The 22,136-nt window shown below is 61.1% G+C and carries 22 protein-coding genes and 1 pseudogene; 12 read left to right on the plus strand and 11 right to left on the minus strand.

From position 1 onward, the window contains the following. Nucleotides 1-23: 23 nt before the first annotated feature. From ACAM51_RS18990 to ACAM51_RS19035, 10 genes and pseudogenes are all read left to right on the plus strand, one after another. Nucleotides 24-857, plus strand: coding sequence for a transporter substrate-binding domain-containing protein (locus tag ACAM51_RS18990; RefSeq protein ID WP_369641521.1), 834 nt, complete (start codon nucleotides 24-26; stop codon nucleotides 855-857). A 26-nt stretch (nucleotides 858-883) separates the two neighbouring features. Continuing rightward, entirely contained in the window at nucleotides 884-1,537 is a 654-nt protein-coding gene (locus ACAM51_RS18995; protein ID WP_369641522.1) for an amino acid ABC transporter permease, read from the plus strand. A 6-nt stretch (nucleotides 1,538-1,543) separates the two neighbouring features. After that, nucleotides 1,544-2,185 (plus strand): amino acid ABC transporter permease, encoded by a 642-nt coding sequence (locus ACAM51_RS19000; RefSeq protein ID WP_369641523.1) that lies wholly within the window; start codon nucleotides 1,544-1,546, stop codon nucleotides 2,183-2,185. 40 nt (nucleotides 2,186-2,225) lie between these two features. Beyond that, on the plus strand, nucleotides 2,226-3,002 hold the full coding sequence (locus ACAM51_RS19005; RefSeq protein WP_369643850.1) for an amino acid ABC transporter ATP-binding protein: 777 nt from the start codon (nucleotides 2,226-2,228) through the stop codon (nucleotides 3,000-3,002). An 81-nt stretch (nucleotides 3,003-3,083) separates the two neighbouring features. Continuing rightward, a complete protein-coding gene (locus ACAM51_RS19010) occupies nucleotides 3,084-3,803 on the plus strand; it encodes an amino acid ABC transporter ATP-binding protein (RefSeq protein WP_369643851.1) in 720 nt (239 codons plus the stop codon). Between the two features lie 42 nt (nucleotides 3,804-3,845). Then, on the plus strand, nucleotides 3,846-4,718 hold the full coding sequence (locus tag ACAM51_RS19015; RefSeq protein ID WP_369641524.1) for a transporter substrate-binding domain-containing protein: 873 nt from the start codon (nucleotides 3,846-3,848) through the stop codon (nucleotides 4,716-4,718). 51 nt (nucleotides 4,719-4,769) lie between these two features. After that, nucleotides 4,770-5,432 (plus strand): amino acid ABC transporter permease, encoded by a 663-nt coding sequence (locus ACAM51_RS19020; RefSeq protein WP_369641525.1) that lies wholly within the window; start codon nucleotides 4,770-4,772, stop codon nucleotides 5,430-5,432. Then, nucleotides 5,429-6,091 carry an amino acid ABC transporter permease gene (locus tag ACAM51_RS19025; protein ID WP_369641526.1) on the plus strand — a complete coding sequence of 221 codons (663 nt, stop codon included), beginning with the start codon at nucleotides 5,429-5,431 and terminating at the stop codon, nucleotides 6,089-6,091. The genes ACAM51_RS19020 and ACAM51_RS19025 overlap by 4 nt, the downstream gene beginning before the upstream one ends. A 211-nt stretch (nucleotides 6,092-6,302) precedes the next feature. Beyond that, a complete protein-coding gene (locus tag ACAM51_RS19030) occupies nucleotides 6,303-7,655 on the plus strand; it encodes an NAD(P)/FAD-dependent oxidoreductase (protein ID WP_369641527.1) in 1,353 nt (450 codons plus the stop codon). Nucleotides 7,656-8,009: 354 nt separating this feature from the next. Further along, nucleotides 8,010-8,568: pseudogene (locus tag ACAM51_RS19035) on the plus strand (IS3 family transposase); the annotation flags it as partial. A gap of 115 nt (nucleotides 8,569-8,683) precedes the next feature. On the opposite strand, the gene ACAM51_RS19040 reads toward ACAM51_RS19035, so the two are convergent. Next, nucleotides 8,684-9,175, minus strand: a complete 492-nt coding sequence (locus tag ACAM51_RS19040; RefSeq protein ID WP_369641528.1) for a nuclear transport factor 2 family protein — start codon at nucleotides 9,173-9,175, stop codon at nucleotides 8,684-8,686. A gap of 178 nt (nucleotides 9,176-9,353) precedes the next feature. On the opposite strand from ACAM51_RS19040, the gene ACAM51_RS19045 reads away from it, so the two are divergent. Next, nucleotides 9,354-9,734, plus strand: a complete 381-nt coding sequence (locus ACAM51_RS19045) for a winged helix-turn-helix transcriptional regulator (RefSeq protein WP_369641529.1) — start codon at nucleotides 9,354-9,356, stop codon at nucleotides 9,732-9,734. 101 nt (nucleotides 9,735-9,835) lie between these two features. Here ACAM51_RS19045 and ACAM51_RS19050 read toward each other — a convergent pair whose 3' ends face one another. From ACAM51_RS19050 to mdlC, 8 genes are all read right to left on the minus strand, one after another. Continuing rightward, complete coding sequence (locus ACAM51_RS19050; RefSeq protein WP_369641530.1) at nucleotides 9,836-10,912, minus strand: maleylacetate reductase; 1,077 nt, start codon at nucleotides 10,910-10,912, stop codon at nucleotides 9,836-9,838. Continuing rightward, nucleotides 10,909-11,226: a Dabb family protein gene (locus ACAM51_RS19055; RefSeq protein WP_369641531.1), complete on the minus strand. Its 318-nt coding sequence runs from the start codon at nucleotides 11,224-11,226 to the stop codon at nucleotides 10,909-10,911. Before ACAM51_RS19055 ends, ACAM51_RS19050 begins: the two co-directional genes overlap by 4 nt. Nucleotides 11,227-11,235: 9 nt before the next feature. Beyond that, nucleotides 11,236-12,105, minus strand: coding sequence for an intradiol ring-cleavage dioxygenase (locus ACAM51_RS19060; RefSeq protein WP_369641532.1), 870 nt, complete (start codon nucleotides 12,103-12,105; stop codon nucleotides 11,236-11,238). An 18-nt stretch (nucleotides 12,106-12,123) separates the two neighbouring features. After that, nucleotides 12,124-13,089, minus strand: coding sequence for a Bug family tripartite tricarboxylate transporter substrate binding protein (locus tag ACAM51_RS19065; RefSeq protein ID WP_369641533.1), 966 nt, complete (start codon nucleotides 13,087-13,089; stop codon nucleotides 12,124-12,126). A gap of 22 nt (nucleotides 13,090-13,111) precedes the next feature. Beyond that, a complete protein-coding gene (locus ACAM51_RS19070; RefSeq protein WP_369641534.1) occupies nucleotides 13,112-14,782 on the minus strand; it encodes an FAD-dependent oxidoreductase in 1,671 nt (556 codons plus the stop codon). 207 nt (nucleotides 14,783-14,989) lie between these two features. Next, nucleotides 14,990-15,955 carry a Bug family tripartite tricarboxylate transporter substrate binding protein gene (locus ACAM51_RS19075; protein WP_369643852.1) on the minus strand — a complete coding sequence of 322 codons (966 nt, stop codon included), beginning with the start codon at nucleotides 15,953-15,955 and terminating at the stop codon, nucleotides 14,990-14,992. Nucleotides 15,956-15,973: 18 nt separating this feature from the next. Continuing rightward, on the minus strand, nucleotides 15,974-17,425 hold the full coding sequence (locus ACAM51_RS19080) for an aldehyde dehydrogenase (protein WP_369641535.1): 1,452 nt from the start codon (nucleotides 17,423-17,425) through the stop codon (nucleotides 15,974-15,976). 35 nt (nucleotides 17,426-17,460) lie between these two features. Next, nucleotides 17,461-19,089 (minus strand): benzoylformate decarboxylase, encoded by a 1,629-nt coding sequence (gene mdlC / locus ACAM51_RS19085; RefSeq protein ID WP_369641536.1) that lies wholly within the window; start codon nucleotides 19,087-19,089, stop codon nucleotides 17,461-17,463. Between the two features lie 85 nt (nucleotides 19,090-19,174). Between mdlC and ACAM51_RS19090 the strand changes: the two genes are divergently transcribed. Beyond that, nucleotides 19,175-20,086, plus strand: a complete 912-nt coding sequence (locus tag ACAM51_RS19090) for a LysR family transcriptional regulator (RefSeq protein ID WP_369641537.1) — start codon at nucleotides 19,175-19,177, stop codon at nucleotides 20,084-20,086. Nucleotides 20,087-20,141: 55 nt separating this feature from the next. Here the strand turns inward: ACAM51_RS19090 and ACAM51_RS19095 are convergent, their stop codons facing one another. Together ACAM51_RS19095 and ACAM51_RS19100 are read right to left on the minus strand one after the other, a co-directional pair. Further along, nucleotides 20,142-21,122: a Bug family tripartite tricarboxylate transporter substrate binding protein gene (locus ACAM51_RS19095; protein WP_369641538.1), complete on the minus strand. Its 981-nt coding sequence runs from the start codon at nucleotides 21,120-21,122 to the stop codon at nucleotides 20,142-20,144. Continuing rightward, nucleotides 21,119-22,111 (minus strand): dihydrodipicolinate synthase family protein, encoded by a 993-nt coding sequence (locus ACAM51_RS19100; protein WP_369641539.1) that lies wholly within the window; start codon nucleotides 22,109-22,111, stop codon nucleotides 21,119-21,121. Before ACAM51_RS19100 ends, ACAM51_RS19095 begins: the two co-directional genes overlap by 4 nt. Nucleotides 22,112-22,136 lie beyond the last annotated feature (25 nt).

Genomic DNA, 22,136 nt, shown 5'->3' on the forward strand with positions numbered 1-22,136 from the left:
CTAGTCTCATAAAAGGAAACATCATGCGCAACGTCCTCCCGGCAATTGTTCTTATGGCCGCCAGCCTGTTGGCCGCCGCTTCTGCATCCGCCCAAGATAAGTCCAAGCTCGACGAGGTGCTGGCGCGCGGCAAAGTCATTGTGGGCGTCAGCAGCGAGTCCCCTCCATTCGGTTTTGTGAACGAGAAGGGGGAGCTAGACGGCTTTGATGTCGATGTTGCGAAACTGATTGCGAAGGGCCTCTTCGGGAGTGATGACCCCAAGCACATTGAGTTCGTGAAGCAGAGCTCGGCCGCACGCTGGGAGAACGTGAACAGCGGGAAAGTGGACTTCGGCATCCATGTCGCAACTATCCTGCCAGACCGCGTCGCGCGGGTCGCCTTCACGCGCGGCTACATCGACTCTTCCATCGTCGTCATCGTGAAGGCGGACTCCAAGTTCAAGACCTTCGCAGACTTGAACAACGACAAGGTCGCCACCGCCATCCTATCGACTCCCATCCAAGCAGACCGCGCCAAGCAATTCTTCCCCAAGGCTAAGACCACCACCCTGGATTCGATTGGCGCCCAGTTCACCGCAGTCAAAGGCGGTCGCGTTGACGCTGCTCAGCTCGACGAGCCGGTGGCTCTCTGGTACGCCTCGCAGAACAAGGATGTTCGCATCTTGCCCGAGCGCATGGCAGCCATCACTAACAACGCCATCTACATGAAGCAAGGTGACTTCAAGTGGTGGCTCACCCTGGACACCTATGTGAGCGAGTTGCGCGGTGGCTCGATGTACAAAGACTACTCCGCCAGCTACTCGAAGTGGTTCGGCAAGGCTCCGCTGAACGCGAAGTACTACGCCCCGTCGAAGTAATTGACCATCTGAACGGAAGGCGAGTGATGACTTGGCTCAGCGTGGTGGCTGCCTGGCTACCGCAGTTCTTCGACGGCTTCCTTGTGACGCTTGCTCTCGTGGCAATGTGTCTTCCGGCGGCCATCGTGCTCGGCATGATTTTGGTTCTGGCACGCCTATCTTCACGCGCCTTTGTGTGGGGGCCCGTGTATGGGCTCATCGAGTTCCTTCGCAATGTCCCCACTTTCCTGCTCATCCTGGTCGCTTACTACGGGATGCCGTTGCTGGGATGGCGCCTCGACGGCCTGTACTGCGCCGCGATGGCCATTGCCATCCAGCACACGGCGTACATCGCGGAGGTGCTGCGCGGCGGTGTGGGAGCAGTCCCGCGTACCCAATGGGATGCAGGGCGTGCAATTGGACTGAAGCCAGCAGGTGTTTTCTATCGGGTCGTTCTGCCCCAAGCCGCGCTGAAAGTGGTTCCCGCACTAGGCAACCAGGTCGTGGTTCTCATCAAGGACACATCGCTGGTCGCGGGCATTGGTGTAGTGGACCTCACGCTCAGCGGAAAGCTTTTGATGGAACGAACTGCTGCTTCATATGAAGTGTTTGTGGTCGTCGCTGCCTTCTATCTGATTCTCACAACCCTAACCAGTGCCCTCTTCGTGTGGCTTGAGGCAATCGCGCGCAAGCGTCGTTGAGCGACTATGGACATAGCATTCCTGAATCTTGGCTACTTGCTGAAGGCCGCGCTCGTCACAGTCGAGATTGCTGCAGCAACGGTTGGCCTCAGTTTTATCGTGGGCACCGGGCTGGGTGTGTTGGCTGCACTCGGCGGTCGCGTGACTCGTGCCGTGCTGGCCACTTACGTTTTCCTGACCCGGGGCATCCCGGTCCTGGTGCTCATCTTCATCGCTTACTTCTGTCTTCCGAAGCTTGGTGTAGATGCACCCAACTACGTGGCGGCGACCATCGCGTTGGTTTTGTACTTCTCGGCCTTCGTAGCCGACATCGTCCGGGGTTCCATCCTCGCCGTTCCCAGGACGACCGTCGAAGCCGGCATGTCAATCGGGCTCAAGAAGTACCAGATTCTTTGGCAGATACAGCTGCCGCTTGGGATGCGGCTTGCGCTTCCCCCACTGGTGACGACGGCATCCATCGCAGTCAAAAGCACCTCATACGCTTCCATTGTCGGCGTCTGGGAACTGACCTACGCATCCCGCGAGGTGGTGGAGAGAACTCTGGCCGCCTTTGAAATATTCACCGCCGTGATGCTCATCTATTTCTGCATCTGCTACCCCATCTCGCTTGCAGCCACCGTCCTGCAGCGCCGTCTAAAGACATTCTGAAAGAGCCACGATGAGTCCCATCAGCAACATCCGCCGCAAGATGATTGAAATCAAAGGCGTTTCCAAGTCCTTTGGTGACAACCAGGTGCTTCGCAACATCTCTTTCGATGTGAAAGAGGGAGAGGTCGTCGTGCTCGTCGGCCCCAGCGGCTCTGGGAAGTCGACGCTGCTTCGCTGCATCAACTTCCTTGAGGAGTTTCAGTCGGGACAAATCCTAGTCGACGGTGAACCAGTGGGATACGAGTCATCCCAGTCGGCGAAGGGCCGCGTGCGGAAGTCCGAGTCCGATATTGCACGTTTGCGCACCACTGCGGGAATGGTATTTCAGAACTACAACCTGTTCCCTCACAAGACAGCCATCCAGAATGTGATGATGGGCCCGGTCCTTGTCAATGGCGAGGACAAGGAGGCTGCGCGCAAACACGGTCTCGAACTGCTTGCAAAGGTCGGCCTGGCTGACCGCGCGAACCACCTCCCGTCCCAACTGTCTGGCGGCCAGCAGCAACGTGTAGCTATCGCACGGGCTCTTGCCATGCGTCCAAAGGTAATGCTCTTTGACGAGGTCACGTCTGCCCTGGACCCTGAACTCGTAGATGAGGTTCTCAAGACGCTGAAGAACCTCAGCGCCGATGGAATGACGATGGTCGTCGTGACGCACGAGATGCAGTTCGCCCGGGATGTCGCCGACAGGCTCTTGTTCTTCTACCAAGGAGAAATCATCGAGGACGGTCCACCTGCAGATGTGTTTGCAAATCCCAAGACCGAGCGCTTCCAGGCATTCGCCAAGCGCTACCAGTCCACCGCTCAAAGCGCATAGGCCCCTCTGCCGAGCCAATTTTCGAGCACACATATGTACGCACAGCCAATCACAACTGCTGCCGAGAAGCCCATTCTCGAAATGAATGATATTCGCCTGTCCTATGGCGAAAACGCCGTCCTCAAAGGCGTAACTCTGCAGGTGAATCGCGGGGAGGTCGTTGTGATAGTGGGACCGAGCGGCGGGGGAAAGAGCTCTCTCCTGCGATGCGCAAACCTGCTTCAACGGATTGATTCGGGGCAAATCCTCTTGGAGGGCCAGGACCTCCTTGGCGGCAGCCTCAATGAGGACAGGGTCCGACAGCAGGTCGGGATGGTGTTCCAGCACTACTACCTCTTTCCCCACCTCACTGTGCTCAAGAACTTGACGCTGGCGCCGCGACGCGTTCTTAAAGAATCCAGCTCGGTCGCTGAGGCCCGCGCAATGGACCTTCTGAAGAAAGTTGGTCTCTCTGACAAGGTGGGGAACTACCCGGACCAACTCTCCGGCGGTCAGCAGCAACGGGTAGCCATCGCACGGGCATTGATGATGCAACCGCATGTGATGCTATTTGACGAAGCGACATCAGCTTTGGACCCCGAGCTGGTGGGCGAGGTTCTTGCCGTGATGAAGGACCTGGCCCAGTCGGGGATGACCATGCTTGTCGTAACGCATGAGATGGGATTCGCGCGAGAAGTAGGTGACCGGCTTGTGCTGATGGCAGGCGGAAACATCGTGGAGGAAGGTCCTCCTGCAGAGGTTCTCGACCGTCCGAAGCACGACCGGACGAAGCAGTTTCTTTCGCGAATGACCAAGCACTGATTGGTGCTCCGACTCTCCCTCCAGAACCACTGAGCTCATCAAATGAAAACTATCGTCTCGGCGTCCATCGTCGCACTTTGCGCGCTCTCTTCCGTCCACACCCAGGCTGCGGCTCCAAAGGTCGACGTTCCCCTGCCGCCAGAGGTGAAGGCCGCTGGATTTCTGACGGTCGGCATCAACTGCACATACCCGCCGGCTGGCTACGTGGGCATCGATGGAAAACCTGCCGGGTACGAGTACACCATGGTCAAGCGTGTTGCCGAGGCGGCGTTCGGCAGCGGCGATGGGCTGAAGACGCAATGCGTGAACGACAGCAACCGCATTCCCTTCCTGCAATCAGGAAAGATTGACCTCATCCTCGCCTCCCTCGCATTCACGCCTGCTCGCGCCGAGCAGCTGGACTATTCCTCGCCCATCTGGGTCAGCAATCTCCAGCTGATTGTTCCCAAGGATTCCAAAGTCGCAGACTACGGAGACTTGGCTGGGAAGACTGTGGTCACGCCAACAGGGAGCACGTATCAAACCTGGCTGCAGAAGTGCTACCCCCAAGCCAATCTGGTCACCGTTCAGACCGCCGCTGAAGGCTCGACCATGCTGTCTCAGGGGCGAACAGATGCTTTCGCGTACATCGATGTCTATGGATTCAACTACGCGCAGATGCAGAAGAACTACAAGGTTGTTGGAACGCTGGCTGCGTCGGCCATCCAAGGCATCGGGGTGCGCAAAGGCAACAAGCCGATGCTGGACTGGGTGAATGCAGTGATTGAGCAGATGCGCCAGGAAGACGCATTCTTCAAGGCGTTCAGTCAAGAAGTGAAGGACCCAACCTTCGTTGCCAAGTACCGCAACATCGTGCCCGGGCCCACCACCCAACTCGACTATGCCAAGAGTGGCGCTTTGGACTGCCTGAAATAACACCACGAAAGGCTGCTCTCGAAGCGCGTGGCTTCGAGAGCACGCATCACGATGACATCTTCTCTATTTGGCGACATGCTGTTGTTGCTCGGGGGCCTTGGACGTACCTTGCTTGTTAGCGCTATTGGCATCGCACTCGGGCTTCTCCTGGGAATGGTGTTTGGTGCGGTGAGGCATGCCCGCATCCCGGTGCTCTCCCAGTTGATTGGCGTCTACTGCAATTTGTTCCGTTGCACGCCGCTATTGGTACAGGTTGTGATGCTGTACTTCGCCCTTCCCGACATGGGCATCCGACTCACCCCGTTCGAGACGTCTTGGCTGGCACTCGGACTGTGGGGGGGCGCGTACCACACCGAAATCTTCAGAGCCGGCTATGGGGCGGTGAATCCGAATGAGGTTCTGGCAGCCCGTGCGCTGGGTATGTCTGCCCCTCGCTCCTTCCTCGATGTGACGGTACCTCTGGGCCTTCGCACTTCAATTCCGTCCGCGACGACGATGGTCATCACTCAGTTTCGCTCGTCATCTTTCATGATTGCTGTCGGCTACCAGGAGCTCACGTACGTGGCCAATCGGATGGTTGCAGACACATTCAAGGTGTTCGAGGTGTTCGGTATTGCAGCCCTGGCCTATTTGGTGGTGTCGAGCCTTATCGCAATCGCATCTAGGCGCATCGAACGCATGGTCGCAGTACCTGGATTGGGAGTCGCGAAATGAGCCAAAACTGGGTACTTCCTGTCGCCTCTCACATGTTGAGCGGGCTTTACGTCACTCTCTGGGTGTCCTTACTTGCAACCGCACTGGCGACTCTGATGGGCGTGTTCATTGGAGCACTCTCGTCGAGCGCCAAGCGCTGGGTTCAAGTCCTTGTCAGGCTCTACATCGACATCTTCCGTGGCGTTCCATCACTGATAACCCTCTTGTTCGTGTTCTTCGCGTTGCCGCATCTCGGGGTGATGACAGGGCCGATTACGGCATCGGTCCTGGGTCTTGCCGTTTGGGGTGGTGCAAACATCGCTGAAGTGGCACGAGGCGCACTGAGCTCAATTTCCGTGCGACAAACGGAAGCCGCTCGTGCCCTGGGACTGAGCAAGCTTCAGGCTCTCCTGTTCGCGGTAATGCCACAGGCAGTCCGTCGATTCCTACCGCCATACATCGGTCAGCTGACTGTCTTGATTCAAGCCAGCGCGCTCACGTCCGTCGTGGGCGTGACCGACCTGCTCGGCTCGGCCCGCCAGATGATTGAACGACTGGCCTACGTGAGCAACGACGCCCACGCTGTCGAGATTTACTGCGGAGTACTCGCCGTGTTCTTCGCAATTTGCTATCCCCTCACTTTCCTGTCCAGCTACCTCGAAAAGAGGCTTCGGTCCTGACCATGAAATTCCATCTCGGTGACTTCTATCCATCCGCAGAGCAGCCCATGCATTCGGCCCCTGCCTGCGCAAACCTGCAGTCTGGAGCTTGTAGAGAGGAGGCTGCAGCCGCTCCTCTTTGCGGCTTCACCTTTGCAGTAATCCCTCCCGAGCAGGCTGTAGAGGACGAAGTGTCTGGCGTCGCCGTGCTTGGGTACAACTGAGTAGCACCATGTTGAGCACTGTCCAGAAGAGCCCGTCGTCCTCGGACACCAATGGCACCTCAGGCGTCAGACGACATCGGGTTGTGATTGTTGGTGGTGGGGCCGCAGGCATGGAGCTCGCCACCGGGCTTGGTCGCAATACCGCCTTTGCGGTCACGCTGGTCGACAAGGCAAGAACCCACGTCTGGAAGCCGAAACTACATGAGATTGCCGCTGGAAGTATGGACGTAGGCCGTCATGAAGTTGGCTACCTGGCACACGCTCGCCGGCATGGCTACACCTTCCGCGTGGGCGCTTTGGAAAGCGTGGACCGAGTGACGAAGACCGTCTCTGTGGCGGCATATGTCGACCAGTTCGGTGAGCAAGTGACCCCAAGCAGGTCGTTCGCGTACGACACGCTGGTGGTTGCAGTCGGCAGCCAGAGCAATGACTTCGGCACGCCTGGGGTGGGCGCCCACGCGCTACGGCTGGAGTCGCTTGGCGATGCCGTTCGTTTCAACCGAAGGCTAACGAACGCTTGCTTCAGAGCACAGTCACAAAGTGGCCCCCTGGGCGCGGCTCAACTTCGCATTTGCATCATTGGCGCAGGCGCAACCGGTGTCGAGTTAGCGGCGGAGTTGCACAGTGCGGGACAGGAGATTTTTGGCGAGGCAGCCATCGACAGTAAGTCCCCAAAGCTAGACATCCATCTGGTTGAAGCTGCTGAGCGAATTCTGCCTGCGCTTTCGCCGAAGGTCTCTGCGGCTGCGGAACACCTCCTACTCGTGAAAGGGGTGAAGGTTCAAAAAGCCTCCCGCGTTCTGGAGATTCGTCCTAGCTCTGTCGTGTTGGCTGATGGAGGCGAGCTTCACGCTGAACTGATCGTCTGGGCTGCCGGAGTGAAGGCACCTGATGTTCTCAGCGAGTTGTCGGGGCTGCAGTCCAATCGAGCGAACCAGCTGGTTGTTCGCCCAACTCTGCAAACGACGCTGGATGAGAACATCTTTGCTATCGGCGACTGCGCAGCCTGTTCGCGAGCCGATGGGAAGGGCCTCGTACCGCCTAGAGCTCAAGCAGCACATCAGCAGGCGGTCTTTCTTGCCTCCTCGCTTGAAGACCGTGTCGCCGGTAGGCCACTGCCCCACTATGAGTACCGAGACTTCGGCTCGTTGATATCGCTTGGCGCGCGTAGCACGGTAGGAACCCTCATGGGTGGGCTCATTGGACGAGGAATGTTTGTCGAGGGCATGATGGCCAAGGCGATGTACACATCCCTCTACAAGAGTCACGAGATTGCCCTCCATGGATGGAGACGTGTAGGCATGGAGTCTGTTGCGCGTCTGCTTCTGCCCTCTTCCGGAGCACGTGTGAAACTGCACTGACGGATTGGGCCCGTTTTGCCGCGCCACGGTCATGCGGCGCGAGAACCTGCGATAGACCTGCCGGAACGGTCTCGCGCTTCGCTGGTGTCCTACAGGTGACAGCGAGCACTGTGCACGCGATTGGGGCGACGGTGATTCGACTATTTCTCATCCAATACTTCGATGGGAAGCAGAACATGAACGCCCTGGTACTACTTTGGTCCGCGCTCATTGGCGCAGTGTCCAGCGCCCGCTCCATAACTCCGATTGCTTCCCTATCTGCGGCTCGGCTGCTTGGTCATGCGAGCCCGGGAAAGATTGCCCATTTGGACCACCCGTTGTTCAAGTATGACGTGCGCAATGGGGCGGGTGCCGTATGCGTCTTACCTTGGCGAGATCAGCCCGGCAACGAAGAACATCATCAATCGTGACTTCCAGGCTGCAGCGCCCAACGAGAAATGGCTTACAGACATTACGGAGATCCAGATCCCAGTAGGAAAGGTGTACCTGTCACCGATCATCGACTGCTTCGAAGGGATGATGGTGAGCTGGACCATTGACACCAGTCCGGATGCAGAGCTGGTCAACACAATGCTGGATGCAGCCGTCGACGGCGACGGATACCCCTGACCGGCCTGTGGTCCACTCCAACCGCGGTGGTCACGGCGGCTGGCCAGGCTGGCTATCGAGAGTGAACAATGCTAATCTCATCCACTCGATGTCCAGCAAGGCCCGTTCTCCGGACGATGTGGCGTGCGAGGGCTTCTTCAGTTGCCCCAAGAACGAACTGTTCTATCCTCGGGACTGGAAAGGCACCACCATCGAGCAGTTCATTGAGGTGGTTGACTCCCACATCCGCTTGTACAACGAGAAGCGGATCAAGATCTCGCTTGGCTCTCTCAGCCCTATCGAATACGGGCAAGCCTTGGACTTGCAACATAGACCAGTCCAAGTTTATCCGCATCCCCGGTGGGTCAGGTTTGTATGGAAATCAACGCCATCCGTCCCCACTGGATAGCATGTTGAGTGTTCAATGCGCAGCCCGCGGCTTATTGACGCAAAGCCGAGTCCCAGTGCTCCGCGATCTTGCCGTTTTCGATGCGGAACATGTCGAACCAGGTCGTCGTGTATTTGCGGGACACATCCTTGGGGTCGGCATACTCCCGGACGAAGCTCAGCACCACGATGTCCCGCTCGGCCACGATAGAGACCAGAGGCGCCTTCACGTGTGCCTCGACCGGCTTCGGCGTGGGATTCCTGCGCGAGATGAATCCGACCATGGCCGCGCGGCCGTCGGGGACGTTCGGGTTGTGCTGGATGTAGGACTCGGCGACGTACTTATCTGCAGCCGATACCTGGCCGGCCTCGAAAACCTCTCGCCAGAAGTCATAGACAAGGCGCTTGTTCGCAGCGAGCCTGGTGTCCGCGCTGCTCAGTAGCGAAGCGTGATCTGGGTGAGGGGTCACCGCAGTCTGGGCGAACGCAGGTGCCGAGAGGCTGGCAACGATCAAGGCAGCGTAGAAAAGTTTAGATGTGCGCATGAGAAAGAAATCTTTTTCAGGAAAAGGAGAAGGGCCGCCCCGGTAAAGAGTACCGTCTGGGTAGCATAGGCATGTTCAACAAATCATTGGACGTCCGCAAGAAGGGACGTGAAAGTCACTTGGTAACCTGGCGATAACCACAGAGCACATCCATTGGAGAATGAGAGAAAATTGACCCATGACGCAGCACGAACTCGGCGCCTCGCCCCATTGCCCGATCCGCGATGTTCTGGATCGAATGGGGGACCGTTGGAGCATGCTCGTGCTGTTCAAGCTGGAGGCGAACGGCACGCTTCGGTTTTCCGCGTTGAATGCGCTAATTCCCGATGTATCCAAGCGGATGCTGGCCATCACCCTGCGCCGGCTGGAGCAGGATGGTCTGGTGGTGCGCACGGTGTTTCCCACGGTACCTCCACGTGTGGACTACGCCCTTACGGATTTGGGCACATCGTTTCTGGCTCCCATGCATGGATTGCTTGACTGGGCGAAGAAGAACCAGGCATCGGTGTACGCGGCACGGGCGGCCTACATTCCGCCACAAGCCCAACTGGCCCTGTAGTGTCTGTAGGCTGCCAATGACTTCGGGGTCTGCCACTGCGTTGCACCCCGGAGAGCGCAGGAATTGACTCATGCGCTGGAAAGGCTTGGGAATGTGGGCTATCAGTCCGGCCGCACCCCTTCGTATGCGCGTTGCAGCAACAGGCGTATTTCGCCGTGCTGCGCCGGGCCGAAGCGGCGCGGGTTCCAGTAAGGGTTGCGTACTGCAAGGTCTGCCGCATGGTCCAGGTCTGCCGCCTGCATGCCGATGTCTTTGAGGGCCACTGGCGCTCCGTTGTCACTAGCCAGATCGAACAGCCCTGCCGCAGCGCTGGCACGGTTGGTGGCCCCGAGGGCTCGGACCATGCGGTCCATGGCTTGTGGCGCGGCCTCGGAATTGAACGCGATGGCATGCGGTAAAACGATGGTGTGCACCTCGGCATGTGGCAGGTTGAAGCTACCGCCCAAGGTGTGGCACAGCTTGTGGTGCAAGGCCATGCCCACGTTGCCCAGCACCGTCCCACACAGCCAGGCACCATACAGTGCATCACCGCGTGCCGCCACGTCGTCGGCCTGTTGCCGAATGACGGGTAGGGCCCGTGCGATGGCCCGAATACCTTCTTCGGCCATCAGGTCCATCACCGGATTGCTGTCTTGTGCATACAAGCCCTCGGCAGCGTGCGCAATTGCGTTCATGCCGCTGGTCACGCTCATTGCCACGGGCAGGGTCAGGGTCAGCTCCGGGTCGTAGATGACCGTGCGCGGCAGCACGCGCGGGTCTTTGCCGGTCTTCTTAAGTCCCGCTTCCGTGATACCGTAGATCGGCGTCATCTCGCTACCGGCATAGGTGGTGGGAATCGCCAAAATGGGCAAACCCGACTCCAATGCGATAGCCTTGCCCAGGCCCGTGGTGGAACCGCCACCAATGGCAATCGCGCAATCGGCCCCCAACCGACGCGCGTCCTCCCGCGCTTCACGGGCCGTTTCCATCGGCACGTGCATCACGGCTCGCGGAAAGATGCCCGCAGCGCGATTCCCGAGCCGGTCTGCCACCATTTGCGCCTGGCTTTGCTGTTCTGGTGTCGACAGCACCAGTGCCCGGCGTGCTCCCAACAATTCGATTTCTCGTTCCAGGTGCTTCAGGGCGCCTGCGCCAAACACCACGCGCGAAGGCTGGCCGTTGTAGATGAATTCATTCATATACGCGCCCCTTGCACCACCCCATAGTCGACCTGGTACCGCTCAAAGCGGATGCCGACCAGTTCGTCTCTCACCCGCAGATGCTCGGGGTGGTTCGCGTACGCATCCAATGCCGCTTGCGACTCGAACTCGCTGTACAGCACGACGTCGCATGCGTAGCCCACCCGGCTCGTGTCGATACCGATCTCCAGATGGATCAAGCCGGGAATGAGCCCCCTCAATCCATGAAACCCATTGCGCACGAGTTCAATACTGGCCTGCTTTTCCTCAGGGGTGCTACCGCGCACTTTCCACATCACGATGTGACGGATCATTCCTGCCTCTCAGTCCAGGGCGCCATCCCGCAGGGGCATGGTCGGCTTCGATGTGGTTGGATTGAGCACGAGGTCGTACTCGACGATGTAGCTGCCGTCGGGCTGAAGCGCCCAGTCGGCCACCAGCGACTGGCGCACGCCGAATACGGCGTCGGAATCGAGGTAGGGATCGTTGCTTCGGAACACATGCGTGATGAGTGTTTCGTAGCCCTCGGCCTTGACCATGAAGTGCAGGTGGGCGGGCCTCCACGGATGGCGCCCTGCTGCTTTCAGCAGATCCCCCACCGGGCCATCGTGCGGGATGGCATAGGGCACGGCCAGGATGGATCGGAAATGGTAAGCCCCTTCGGAATCGGCATGCAGGATTCCGCGCGCCTGCGCATGGTCGATATCGGCGTGCTGCACATCGTACAGACCGTCTTCGTCGGACTGCCAGACATCCAGATGGGCGCCTGGTACGGACTCCCCCCCGATGCCGCGCACCGTTCCGCGAACCAGACAGGGAATGCCCCGGGCACCGTTGGCGATGTCGCCGCCGAGCTCATAGTGCGGCGCTCCCTCCACGTGGAAGGGCCCGAACACCGTGGCTTCGGTGCAGCCTGCAGGCTTGTCGTTGTTCATCGCCACCGTCAGCATGGACAGTCCTAGCACATCAGACAGCAGAATGAATTCCTGGCGCTTGTCGTCGGTGATATGACCGCAGCGCGTGAGAAATTCGATGCCTTTGAACCACTCTTCTTCGGTGAGCTGCACCTCCCTCGCAAATGCGTGCAGGTGGGTCACGAGGCTGGTCATGATCCGCGTGAAGCGTGGGTCCGCCGCCGCGGCCTGGCGCGCTAGCACGGCGTCGGTGATGGTATTGTGGTCAAGATTGCGCATGATGGCTCGCTTTGCTGCTCAGTCCAGTTGGAGTTGAGTCTGCCGTGCAACGATCCCCCACTTGGCGAAGTCCTCCCGGCTGCGCTTTTCGGACTCCTGCGGCGTGCTGCCCTCCACGCGCAGATCCATTTCTGCCAGACGTGCCCTCATGGCCGGCGTCGTCAGCGCGGTGCGGACATCATGCTGGATCTTTTCTGCAATGGCGGCAGGCAGGCTTGCGGGTGCCATCAAGGTTTCGAAGAAGGTCGCGTCAAAGCCGGCATGGCCGCTCTCGGCCACGGTTGGCACCGCAGGCAACAAGACCGAGCGCTCCTTGCTGGAGACGGCGACCGCCTGGAGCCGGTGGCTTTGGACGTGTGGCAGCACCACGGAGGAGACAATGAAGCCGCAGCCCACGTGGCCCGCCAGCACGTCCTGCGCGGCTAGACCGGGGCCCCTGTAGGGGATGTGCGTCTGTTTCGTACCCGTTGCCGCCAGCAGCATTTCCATGGCCATGTGGCTGGGCGTGCCGGGTCCGCCGGAGGCGTAGGTGTTCGTAGGGGGAAGCTGGGTGAACTTCGCGAGCGTGTTCACGCCGGTGGCCGGATTGCACACCAGCATCTGGTTGAAGCTCGCGAAATAGGTCACCGGCTTGAGCGATTGCCGTGGGTCGAAACCGAGCTTCCTGTACAGGTGCGGGTTGATCGTCAGCACCGTGTCGGGACCGACCAGCAGGGTGTGGTCGTCCTTGGCCTGGGCCACTTCCCCTGCGGCGACATTGCCGCCCGCGCCGGGCTTGTTGTCAACGACGACGGGTTGCTTCCAGGCCGCCTGCAGTGCGGGCTGGATGAGCCGGGCGATCACGTCGCCCGGCGTGCCAGGAGGGAAGGAGGCCACAAGGCGCACGGGCTTGGAAGGCCAGGTCTGGGCCTGTGCCGGGGCCTGCGCTGCCAAGGCGGCGGCAAGGGCCAGCAACTGAAAAATGAGGCGAAATGCTGCTTTCATTCAAGTCTCCTTGGTGGTGTTGTCATCGGCCTGTGACGCACTTCAGAACGGCTGCCGCGTCCTCCGCGGTCGTGCCCCGCCATGCGACGATCTGGTCGGGGCGGATCAGTGCCAGCGGCGCCTCGTACAACGCGCTCAGCGACGCCTGCGGTAGCCGCACGATGCGCAGGTCCACTGAAAGCACCTGCGCGGCGGCTTCGAAGGCGGTCGTGGAAGGCACCTCTGGCCCCAATACGAGCAGGGTCCATTCACTGTGGAAGAGGTCAAAAAGCGACCGCCCATCGTCCAGCCAGGCATGCGGTGGCCGCCCGCCCGGGCTCGCGGTGGGCGTGTAGGTGTTCGGTTCGTCGGGCGGCAGTGCCGCGCCATCGCTGACAATGATGGGCGAGCCGTCGTAGCGGCCTCCGAATGTGACGCCGGGGATGTTGAATTCGAGCCGGGCATGTTGGTCGAAGTACCGGGCCGCGAGTTCACGCTCGGCATCGCCCTGATCTGAAGCCTCATCAAGCGCGGACTGGGCGACGAACAGGCCCACCGAATCGGCAAAACGTCTTGCATAGCCGGTGTTGCGTTCGGCCAGCGGCTTGCGCTCGGCTTCATAACTGTCCAGCAGCTTCGCGGGCGCATGGCCGCGCACCACGCTGGCGAGCTTCCAGCCCAGGTTCACCGCATCTTCGACGGCCGTGTTGTATCCAAGGCCGCCTGTCGGAGTGAACAGGTGTGCCGCATCCCCTGCAATGAACACGCGGCCCCGCTGGAAGCTCTGGGCAACGAGCGCGTGACCCGCCAGCCAAGTCCCCATCGAAAGGATTTCGATCGGAAGCTCTACGCCCACGGCTTCAGCGAAGACGCGGCGGGCATCGTCTTGCGTCCAGTGGTCCGCATTCTCTCCGGGTCGAAGCGCGGCGTGGAAGGCATACTCGGACACGCCATCGACCGAGGCCATGAAGGCTCGCCGCTGGGCATTCACTGCGACGTACATCCAGGCCTTGGGGTGTTGCAGCACAGACAGAAAGGTCGGCGCGCGCAGGTAGACGGCGAACATCTTGCCGCCCATAAACTCGCGCTGGATGCCGGTGACGCCGCCCCATTCGATGCCCAACTGGCGGCGCACGAAACTACGCGCACCGTCGGCGCCGACCAAGTACTTTGCCTTCACCTCCTGCGCAGGGCCGCCGGTGGTAGGGCGGACCGCCGCACTCACGGTGTCTTCCTCCTCGGCGAAATCCTCCAGCGTCCAGCCATAGCGTACCTTGGCCGATGGCCAAGCCTGCGCATGCCGGCGCAGGGCCTGCTCCACGAATTTCTGCGATACGCGGTGCGGTAGTTCCGCAGCACTCCACGAACCAGTCATGGACTTGATCTTGACGAGCGCCTCGGCTGCGGTGGGCAGGCTGATGCGTGAAAGCTCGTGCCGCGCATAGCGCGTGAAGTAGGCGATATCGGTCGGGTGATCCGCGGGCAGTCCGAGCGAGCGGATCTCGCTGGCGAACCCCAGGCGCCGGAAATGCTCCATCGTACGGGCCTGGGTGGCGTTGGCTTGCGGGTTGAAGGCTGTGTCGGGCTTGGCATCCACCACCAGGCAGCGCACTCCACGGCGGCCCAATTCATTGGCAAGCATCAGGCCGCAGGGGCCACCGCCGACGATCAGAACATCGGTCTCGGGCACGGTCGGTTGGGATTTGTTGGGCATCGGGATATCGTCCTTCGTTGGGTGGTATGCGAGGCTGGTTCGGCTCTCCGCCGTGGGCAGGGCATGCCAAGCGCGGCTCTGTCATGTCCGGCATGCGCCCAAGCCCATCCGGTACGGGTTGGACTCGGCGGCGCAAACAACGCTGCGGGATCCTGTGACATGCGGGCGAGATCAGCTCGACTCACAACGGTGGCTTGGCTTCAGTGGTCAGTCAGCCTGTATCTTTCGTTCGCGGATCAATTGGCCGAAGCGCCGGAAGTCCTCCGCACCCTTGCGCCCAAACTCCGCTGGTTTCAGCGGCAATGCCACGTTGCCGGCGGCGACAATGCGCTCCTTCGTCGCAGCCGTATTCAGTACGCGATTGACTTCCATGTTGACCCCGTCGATCACAGTCTGCGGAGTACCCGCGGGTGCGTAGAGGCCAAACACTGCATCGGCATCGAAGCCCTTGAGCCCCAGCTCATCAAGCGTTGGCACATCCGGCACCTGGGGCGCCCGCTGGGGGCTGCCGACCGCCAGCATGCGCAATTTGCCGGTCTTTACATGCTGGAGGGCGATGCCGGGATCGAACAGGAAGTTGATCTGCCCGCCCAGGAGGTCCGTCAAGGCCGGCGCCGCGCCGCGGTAGGGAACGTGCACGGCAAACGTACCCGTCTCGCTTTTCATCATCTCCGCAGCCAGGTGCGGCGAGCTGCCATTGCCCGGCGAACCGAAGGAGCGTTGGCCGGGGTGTGCTTTCAGATCGGCGATCAACCCCTTGAAGTCCTTCACCGGACTGTCGGCACGTACCACCAGGTAGAACGGAACACGGGCGACCGATGCCACCGGCACCAAGTCCTTCGCCGGGTCAAATGACATCTTCTGGTACAGATGCGGGTTGATCGACACCGTACCGCCGGAGGCCATGAGGAAGGTGTAGCCATCGGCCGGAGATTTGGCGACGAACTCTGCGCCCAGATTGCCGCCCGCACCACCTCGGTTCTCCACCAGGACCGGCTGCCCCAGCACCTCGTGCAGTGGTGGAGCGATGAGCCTGGCCAACTGGTCCGCAGCACCGCCGGGCGCGAAGTTGACGACGATTTTGATCGGCTTCGCTGGCCAGCTCTGGGCGTACGCGAGCGTGCCCATACCAAGGCTGACCGCGAACAGGAAGGTTGCCGGCAGGAGTTTCATCATGGGTGCCTCCTGTCGTCAGAACGGGTAGTGGCGTGCGGTGGTCTGCACCGTGATCCACCGCAGTTCTGTAAATGCATCGATGCCAGCACGGCCGCCAAAGCGGCCGTAGCCCGAGTCCTTGACGCCGCCGAAAGGCATCTGCGCTTCGTCGTGCACGGTGGGGCCATTGACGTGGCAGATACCCGAATCGATGCGGTTGGCCACCTCCCAAGCACGCGCGACGTCACGCCCGAACACTGCGGCAGACAGGCCGTAGGGGTTGTCGTTGGCGACCCGCACTGCTTCCTCGACACCATCGACGCGCACGATCGGCTTCACCGGGCCAAAGCTTTCGTCGTGGTAGATGCGCATATCGGAAGTCACGTGGTCCAGCAGGGTGGCGGGCATCAAAGTGTTCTCCGCCGTGCCGCCACAGACCAGTTTGGCGCCCTTCGCGAGAGCGTCGTCGATCAGCGCGTTACAGCGCTCGACCGTGCTCGCATCCACCACCGAACCCAGCACTACCGGCCCCTTGCGCGGATCTCCCAGCGGCAGCTTCGTCGCCTTGGCGGCAAGCCGCTCTACAAAGGCATCCGCGATACGGTTGTCTACCACGATGCGTTCGGTGCTCATGCAGATCTGGCCGCTGTTGGCGAATGCTCCGAATGCGGCTCCATTCACGGCAGCTTCGAGGTCGGCATCGTCCAAGATGACCAGGGGGGCCTTGCCTCCCAGTTCGAGCACCGCCTGCTTGAGGTACTTGGCGCAGGTCGCCGCCAGTAGTTTGCCGACGCGCGTCGATCCCGTGAAATTCACGCGGCGCAACGCGGGGTGGGCCACGATCGCCTCCACCACGGCCGACGCGTCGGCCGGCGCGTTGGTGATAAAGTTGACGACGCCTGGAGGAAAGCCCGCATCCTTGAATGCCTCGACGATCAGGCCGTGGGTAGCAGGGCTGAGTTCGGAGCCCTTGAATACCACCGTGTTTCCGCAGGCCAGGGGCGTCGCAATCGCGCGTACGCCCAGGATCACCGGCGCGTTCCAGGGCGCGATGCCCAGCACCACACCGGCCGGACGGCGCACAGCCAGCGCCAGGCTGCCAGGCACGTCGGAGGGAATGACTTCGCCGCTGATCTGCGTGGTCAGGCCCGCCGCTTCCTGCAACATGCCTGCGGCAAGGTGCACGTTGAAGCCGGCCCAGGGAGCAGCCGCACCGGTTTCCGCAGCCATCGACGCCGTCAGCTCCTTCGCCTTGTCTTCCAAGGCATGCGCCGCTTTGAGCAGCAGCGTGCGGCGCTCGCCGGGGCCAGTGCGCGACCAGGTCTCGAAGGCGGCCGCAGCTGCATCCACCGCCGCGGTCGCATCTGCCACCGTCGCCGCTGCTGCGGTGGTCGCCACGGTGCCGTCGAGCGGATTGCGGCGCTCAAAAGTAGCCCCGCTGCTTGCCTGCCGGGCCTCGCCATTGATCAGCATCGATATCTTGCTCATGAGTTGTCTCCTGGGTGGTTGGAATGGGAGTTTTGTCAGGCCACTTCGACTTCGACCAACATCGGTTGAGCGGACCGCAAGGCCTGTTCGAGCGCGGGACGAAGCTCGTCAGCGCGTTCGACACGAAGCCCGCGTACCCCTTGTGCCGCCGCCAATCCAACGAAGTCGAGGTCGGGCAGGTCGGTGCCCGGCACGGGCTCATCGGGCCGGTAGCCGAAGATCCGCGCAAACTCGTGCAGCGCCGCATAGCGGCGGTTTTTAAGGATCACGATCGTCATCGGCAAGGAAAGCTGTGCGGCACTCCACAGCGCCTGGATCGCATACATCGCGGAACCATCGCCCACCAGCGCGATGACGCGCGTTCCGGGTTTGCCCATGGCAACGCCGGCCGCCGCCGGCAGGCCCCAGCCCAGGCCGCCGCTGCACATGGTGTAGAAAGTCTCCGATTCGAAAATCGGCAGGTGGGCATGCATGACAGGCCGTGCGCTGGGCGCCTCTTCGACAATGATGCTGTCGCGCGGACGGACATCCGTGAGTGTCTGCAGCACCCAGGCCACCGGCAGTCGCTCAGCCCGCAAAGGCTCTGGCACGCGCGCAGGCCGCGCAGAAGGCATCGGGGTTGGCCTGCGCGGTGGCGCAGCGCGGTCCAAGAGATCCAGTAACCCGAGTCGGATGCTACCGACCACCGAAGTCCCCACCGGTGTCCAGGCCGCAAGCTGGGGGTCTTCGGTCAACTGCACCAGTTGTGCCCCTTCCGGCAGGTGTGCGCCCTTGCCCTCCACGTGGTAGGTGAACGCCGGCGCTCCAAGTGCGAACACCAGGTCATGCCCGGAGAGTCGATCAACGATCCGCTCACGCATCGCCGGCAGGAAGCCAGCCCACAGGGGATGGTCTTCAGGAAAGCTGCAGCGCCCGGACATGGGTGCGACATAGACGAGCGCGTTGTGACGCTCAGCCAACTCGATCGCCGCGCTCCACGCCCCGTCCCGATCCACCGACGCGCCGACCACGATGGCGGGTGCGCGGGCCGCGTCCAGGGCATCGCCGATTTTCCCCAACAAGCCGGGCTCGGGTCGCAGGTAGCGGCTGACCTCCCGTGCTTCGACCGGCAGGGTTTTCACGCCCCAGTCGTCCGAGGGCACCGACACCAGCACCGGACCGCACGGCGGCGTCATGGCGATGTAGTAGGCACGCGCAATTGCCAGGGGTACGTCCTCGGCGCGCGCGGGCTCGACACTCCACTTCACATACGGCTTCGGAAGCTCGGGAGCCTGCGCAGACCCAAGAAAGGGATCGAAGGGCAGGATCGAACGCGCCTGCTGGCCTGCCGTGATCACCAGCGGTGTGCGATTGCGGAACGCGGTGAAGATGTTTCCCATCGCGTGGCCAACGCCTGCCGCCGAGTGCAGATTCACGAAGGCAGCGTTGCGCGTGGCCTGGGCATAGCCATCGGCCATGCCCAGTACGACGCATTCCTGCAGGGCCAGGACATACTGGAAGTCTTCCGGGAAGTCCATGAACATGGGAAGTTCGGTCGAACCAGGGTTCCCGAAGATGGAGGTCATGCCAAACGACCGCAGCAACCTGAACACTGCCTCTCGAACCGTCACCAACTCCGCCACTGCATGCGGGGACGGCGCAGCAGGCACAACACGTTGATCCATCGCTCTCTCCACTTGAAAGAAAGGAGTCTCGCAAGGACAATAATATGCGTCAATGCAATAAATAATACATCGCAAAATTATCCAGATGAATACTGATGAACTAGATATGAATCTGCTTCGGCTCTTCGAAGCGGTCTACCGGTTGGGCAGCGTCAGCCGCGCCGCAGATGCCTTAGGTCTCTCGCAGCCCTCCGTCAGCCAAGGCTTGACGCGGCTTCGCCTCGCGCTGGGTGATGCGCTGTTCGTGCGGGCAGGAGGAAGCATGCGACCCACCCTGCGCGCCGAGCGATTGGCCAGCGTGGTTCAGCCAGCGATTGCGGCGATCCAGGACGTCCTCAGAGAGGACGATGCGTTCAATCCATCACGATCAACCATGACGCTGCGGCTGCACATGAGCGATATCGGGGAGGCGCGGCTGCTGCCAGAATTGATCGCGGCGCTGCACCGCGAAGCACCAGGTGTACGTGTCCAGACAGCGCCGCTGCCGCATGCACAGATAGCCGATGCACTGGAGACCGGAGCCATACACTTTGCGTTGGGTTTTCTGCCTTCGGTAGCAGGAACGGAGCGGATAGAGTTGCTGCATGATCGCTATGCAGTTTTGGTGCGCTCCGGGCATCCTCTACTCGCCAGGACGAATAAGCGCGCAACGGTGCAGGACCTGCGCCGGCTGGAGTTCGTTGCAGTGCGCTCGCATTCCGAGACCTTCCGCATCCTGCAAGAGCTCGGGCTGGACGGCAGATTGGTAGTGACCTCCGAACATTTTCTAGCACTGCCCGCCATCATTGAGCGTACCGACCTTGCTGTGGTGATGCCGCATGCCATCGCGCTGAGGTTCATCGACACCGAGCGCTACGCTCTACTGTCCAACACATTGCCGCGCAGCACGTTCACCGTATCACTACACTGGAGCCGGCGCTTCAACCTCGATCCGGCCCATCAATGGATGCGGCGCCTTTTTGTGGAGCTCTTTACGGCGAACGAGACTGGCTCATAGCCGCATGCATCGCTTCAGTCAGCTCTGTGGCCCCTTTTCTGGAGAGCTCTCCGCCCTACTCAGCCCGAATCTGGCGAGCACGGATGACTGCCCCCCAGCGGCGCTGTTCTGATTGCCACAGCGACTCAAATGACTCGGGACTGCCGGTCACAGGCTCGGCCGCAGTCTTCGCGAAAAATTGTTGCATTTCGGGATGCTCGACCGCTTTTGATAGGGCACGGTTCAGTTGTTGAGCCAGAGCAGCGGGCATGCGCGGAGGTCCCGCCAAACCCATCCAGAAGTCGGCTGGTGCATCAAGCACCTTGTCCTCGACCAGTGACGGCACATCCGGCAGCAAGGGGGATCTCTTGCTGGAGACGACCCCCAGCGGCACGAGCCGGCCAGTCTGAATCCATTGCATCGCTGTGGCGACCTCGCCGAACAACATCTGCACCTCGTTGTTCACGGCAGCCTGCAACATTGCAGCTCCGCCCTTGTATGGGATGTGGACGAGGTGCATACCGGTGCTGAGCTTGACCTTTTCCATCACAAGATGCGGGTTGCTCCCAATCCCCGTAGAGCCATAGTTCAATTGCCCTGGCCGCGCCTTGGCATAGCGGACCAAGCCCTGGAAGTCGCGAACAGGTACCGACTTGTTTACCAACAGAACGGCTGTCGTGCGGATGAACTGCCCGATGGCCGTGAAATCTTTCGCGCCATCATAGGGAGGCTTCTCTAGTAGCAGCGGCGCCGTGATTTGCGCAGACGGCAGGGATAGCAGCAAGGTGTAGCCATCCGGAGGCGCCTGCACGACATGGGCAGTACCCAGTGTCCCTGCTGCCCCTGGACGGTTGTCCACGATGATCGGCTGCCCGAGCTCCTCGCGCATGCGCTCCGCAATCGCCCGCGCAACCAAGTCGGCCGGACCGCCCGGCGGCACTGGAACGACCAGGCGAAGTGGTCTCACTGGGTAGGCGTCCCGTCCCTGAGCCAGTGCCAGAGGCGACAACGCGCCCATCGTGCCCATGGCGAGCAGTTGCCGACGCGACGCGCTCATTGTGGGTTGCGTCCGATGAAGAAGGCCTCGTCGGGATCCGATGTGGGCGTCAGGCCGGCGGCCACCAGGCCACGTCGCAGCGAGATCATGTCGCGCGCATGCAGGCGCGGCGTCGGGTGCGGGATCGGACCTCCGTTGTAGCCCTGAAGCCAGGCTTGGTACTTCCAGATGGTGCGGTTTATGAGGCCGCTCATGGCCATGGGCACGCCGCTGAAGGCCTTGCGAGCGGGGTCGACTTTGTACCAGGCTTGGGTGGCCTCGTCGTATTTTCCGGCCTGGATCAACTTATGCACGCTGGGCAGCCAGGGGCCGTAGTAGGACGAGTAGTTGGTGCCACAGAAGGGGATGGGGATCACCTGCGCCAGCGGCACGTACTCGTACTCCAGAGGGCAGGAAATTACCACTTCCTTATGGAATTCACGATGCACTTCAATCGCCGACATGATGTACGGCATGCCGCCTTCGGCCTTGATCGACACCACGTTCGGGCAATCGTCTACAAGCCGGCGCAACAGCGGCAACGGGATGTCCGCTGGGTGCAGGCTGCTGAAGCCCCAGGCCGGCACGGGGAACAGTATCACGCCCAGGTTGGTGGCGTCGCAGAACGCCTTTGTGTAAGTGTAGATGTCCTCCAGCGACTGTGGATGGAAGAAGGGCGGGTAGCCCAGCAGGACAAGGTCCGCACCGGCTTCCTCGGCCAGCTTGACGGCCTGGATGTTCTCTTCGAGCGAGTTGAACACAGCATGGTGAATCACCATGATGCGGCCGGCCGCCTGCTCCACCATCGCCCGCGTGAACTCGGCGTACTGAGCCAGAGTGATCGCGTGCTCGGAGCAGGCCAGCGTGCCGACGAAGCCATGGCCGATGGCGGTTTCAACGTCGTGTTTCACCGCCTTGGTGTTGATCCGTTGGAAGTCGGACGTCATGGTGGGAATCGTCACGTTGGCGACCCCATTCATGTGCTCGCGCGCCCATTCGCGGGCTTGCATGCGTGTGTATTGAGCCATCTGGTAC

It is taken from the genome of Acidovorax sp. A79, from assembly GCF_041154505.1.
GTDB lineage: Bacteria > Pseudomonadota > Gammaproteobacteria > Burkholderiales > Burkholderiaceae_C > Acidovorax.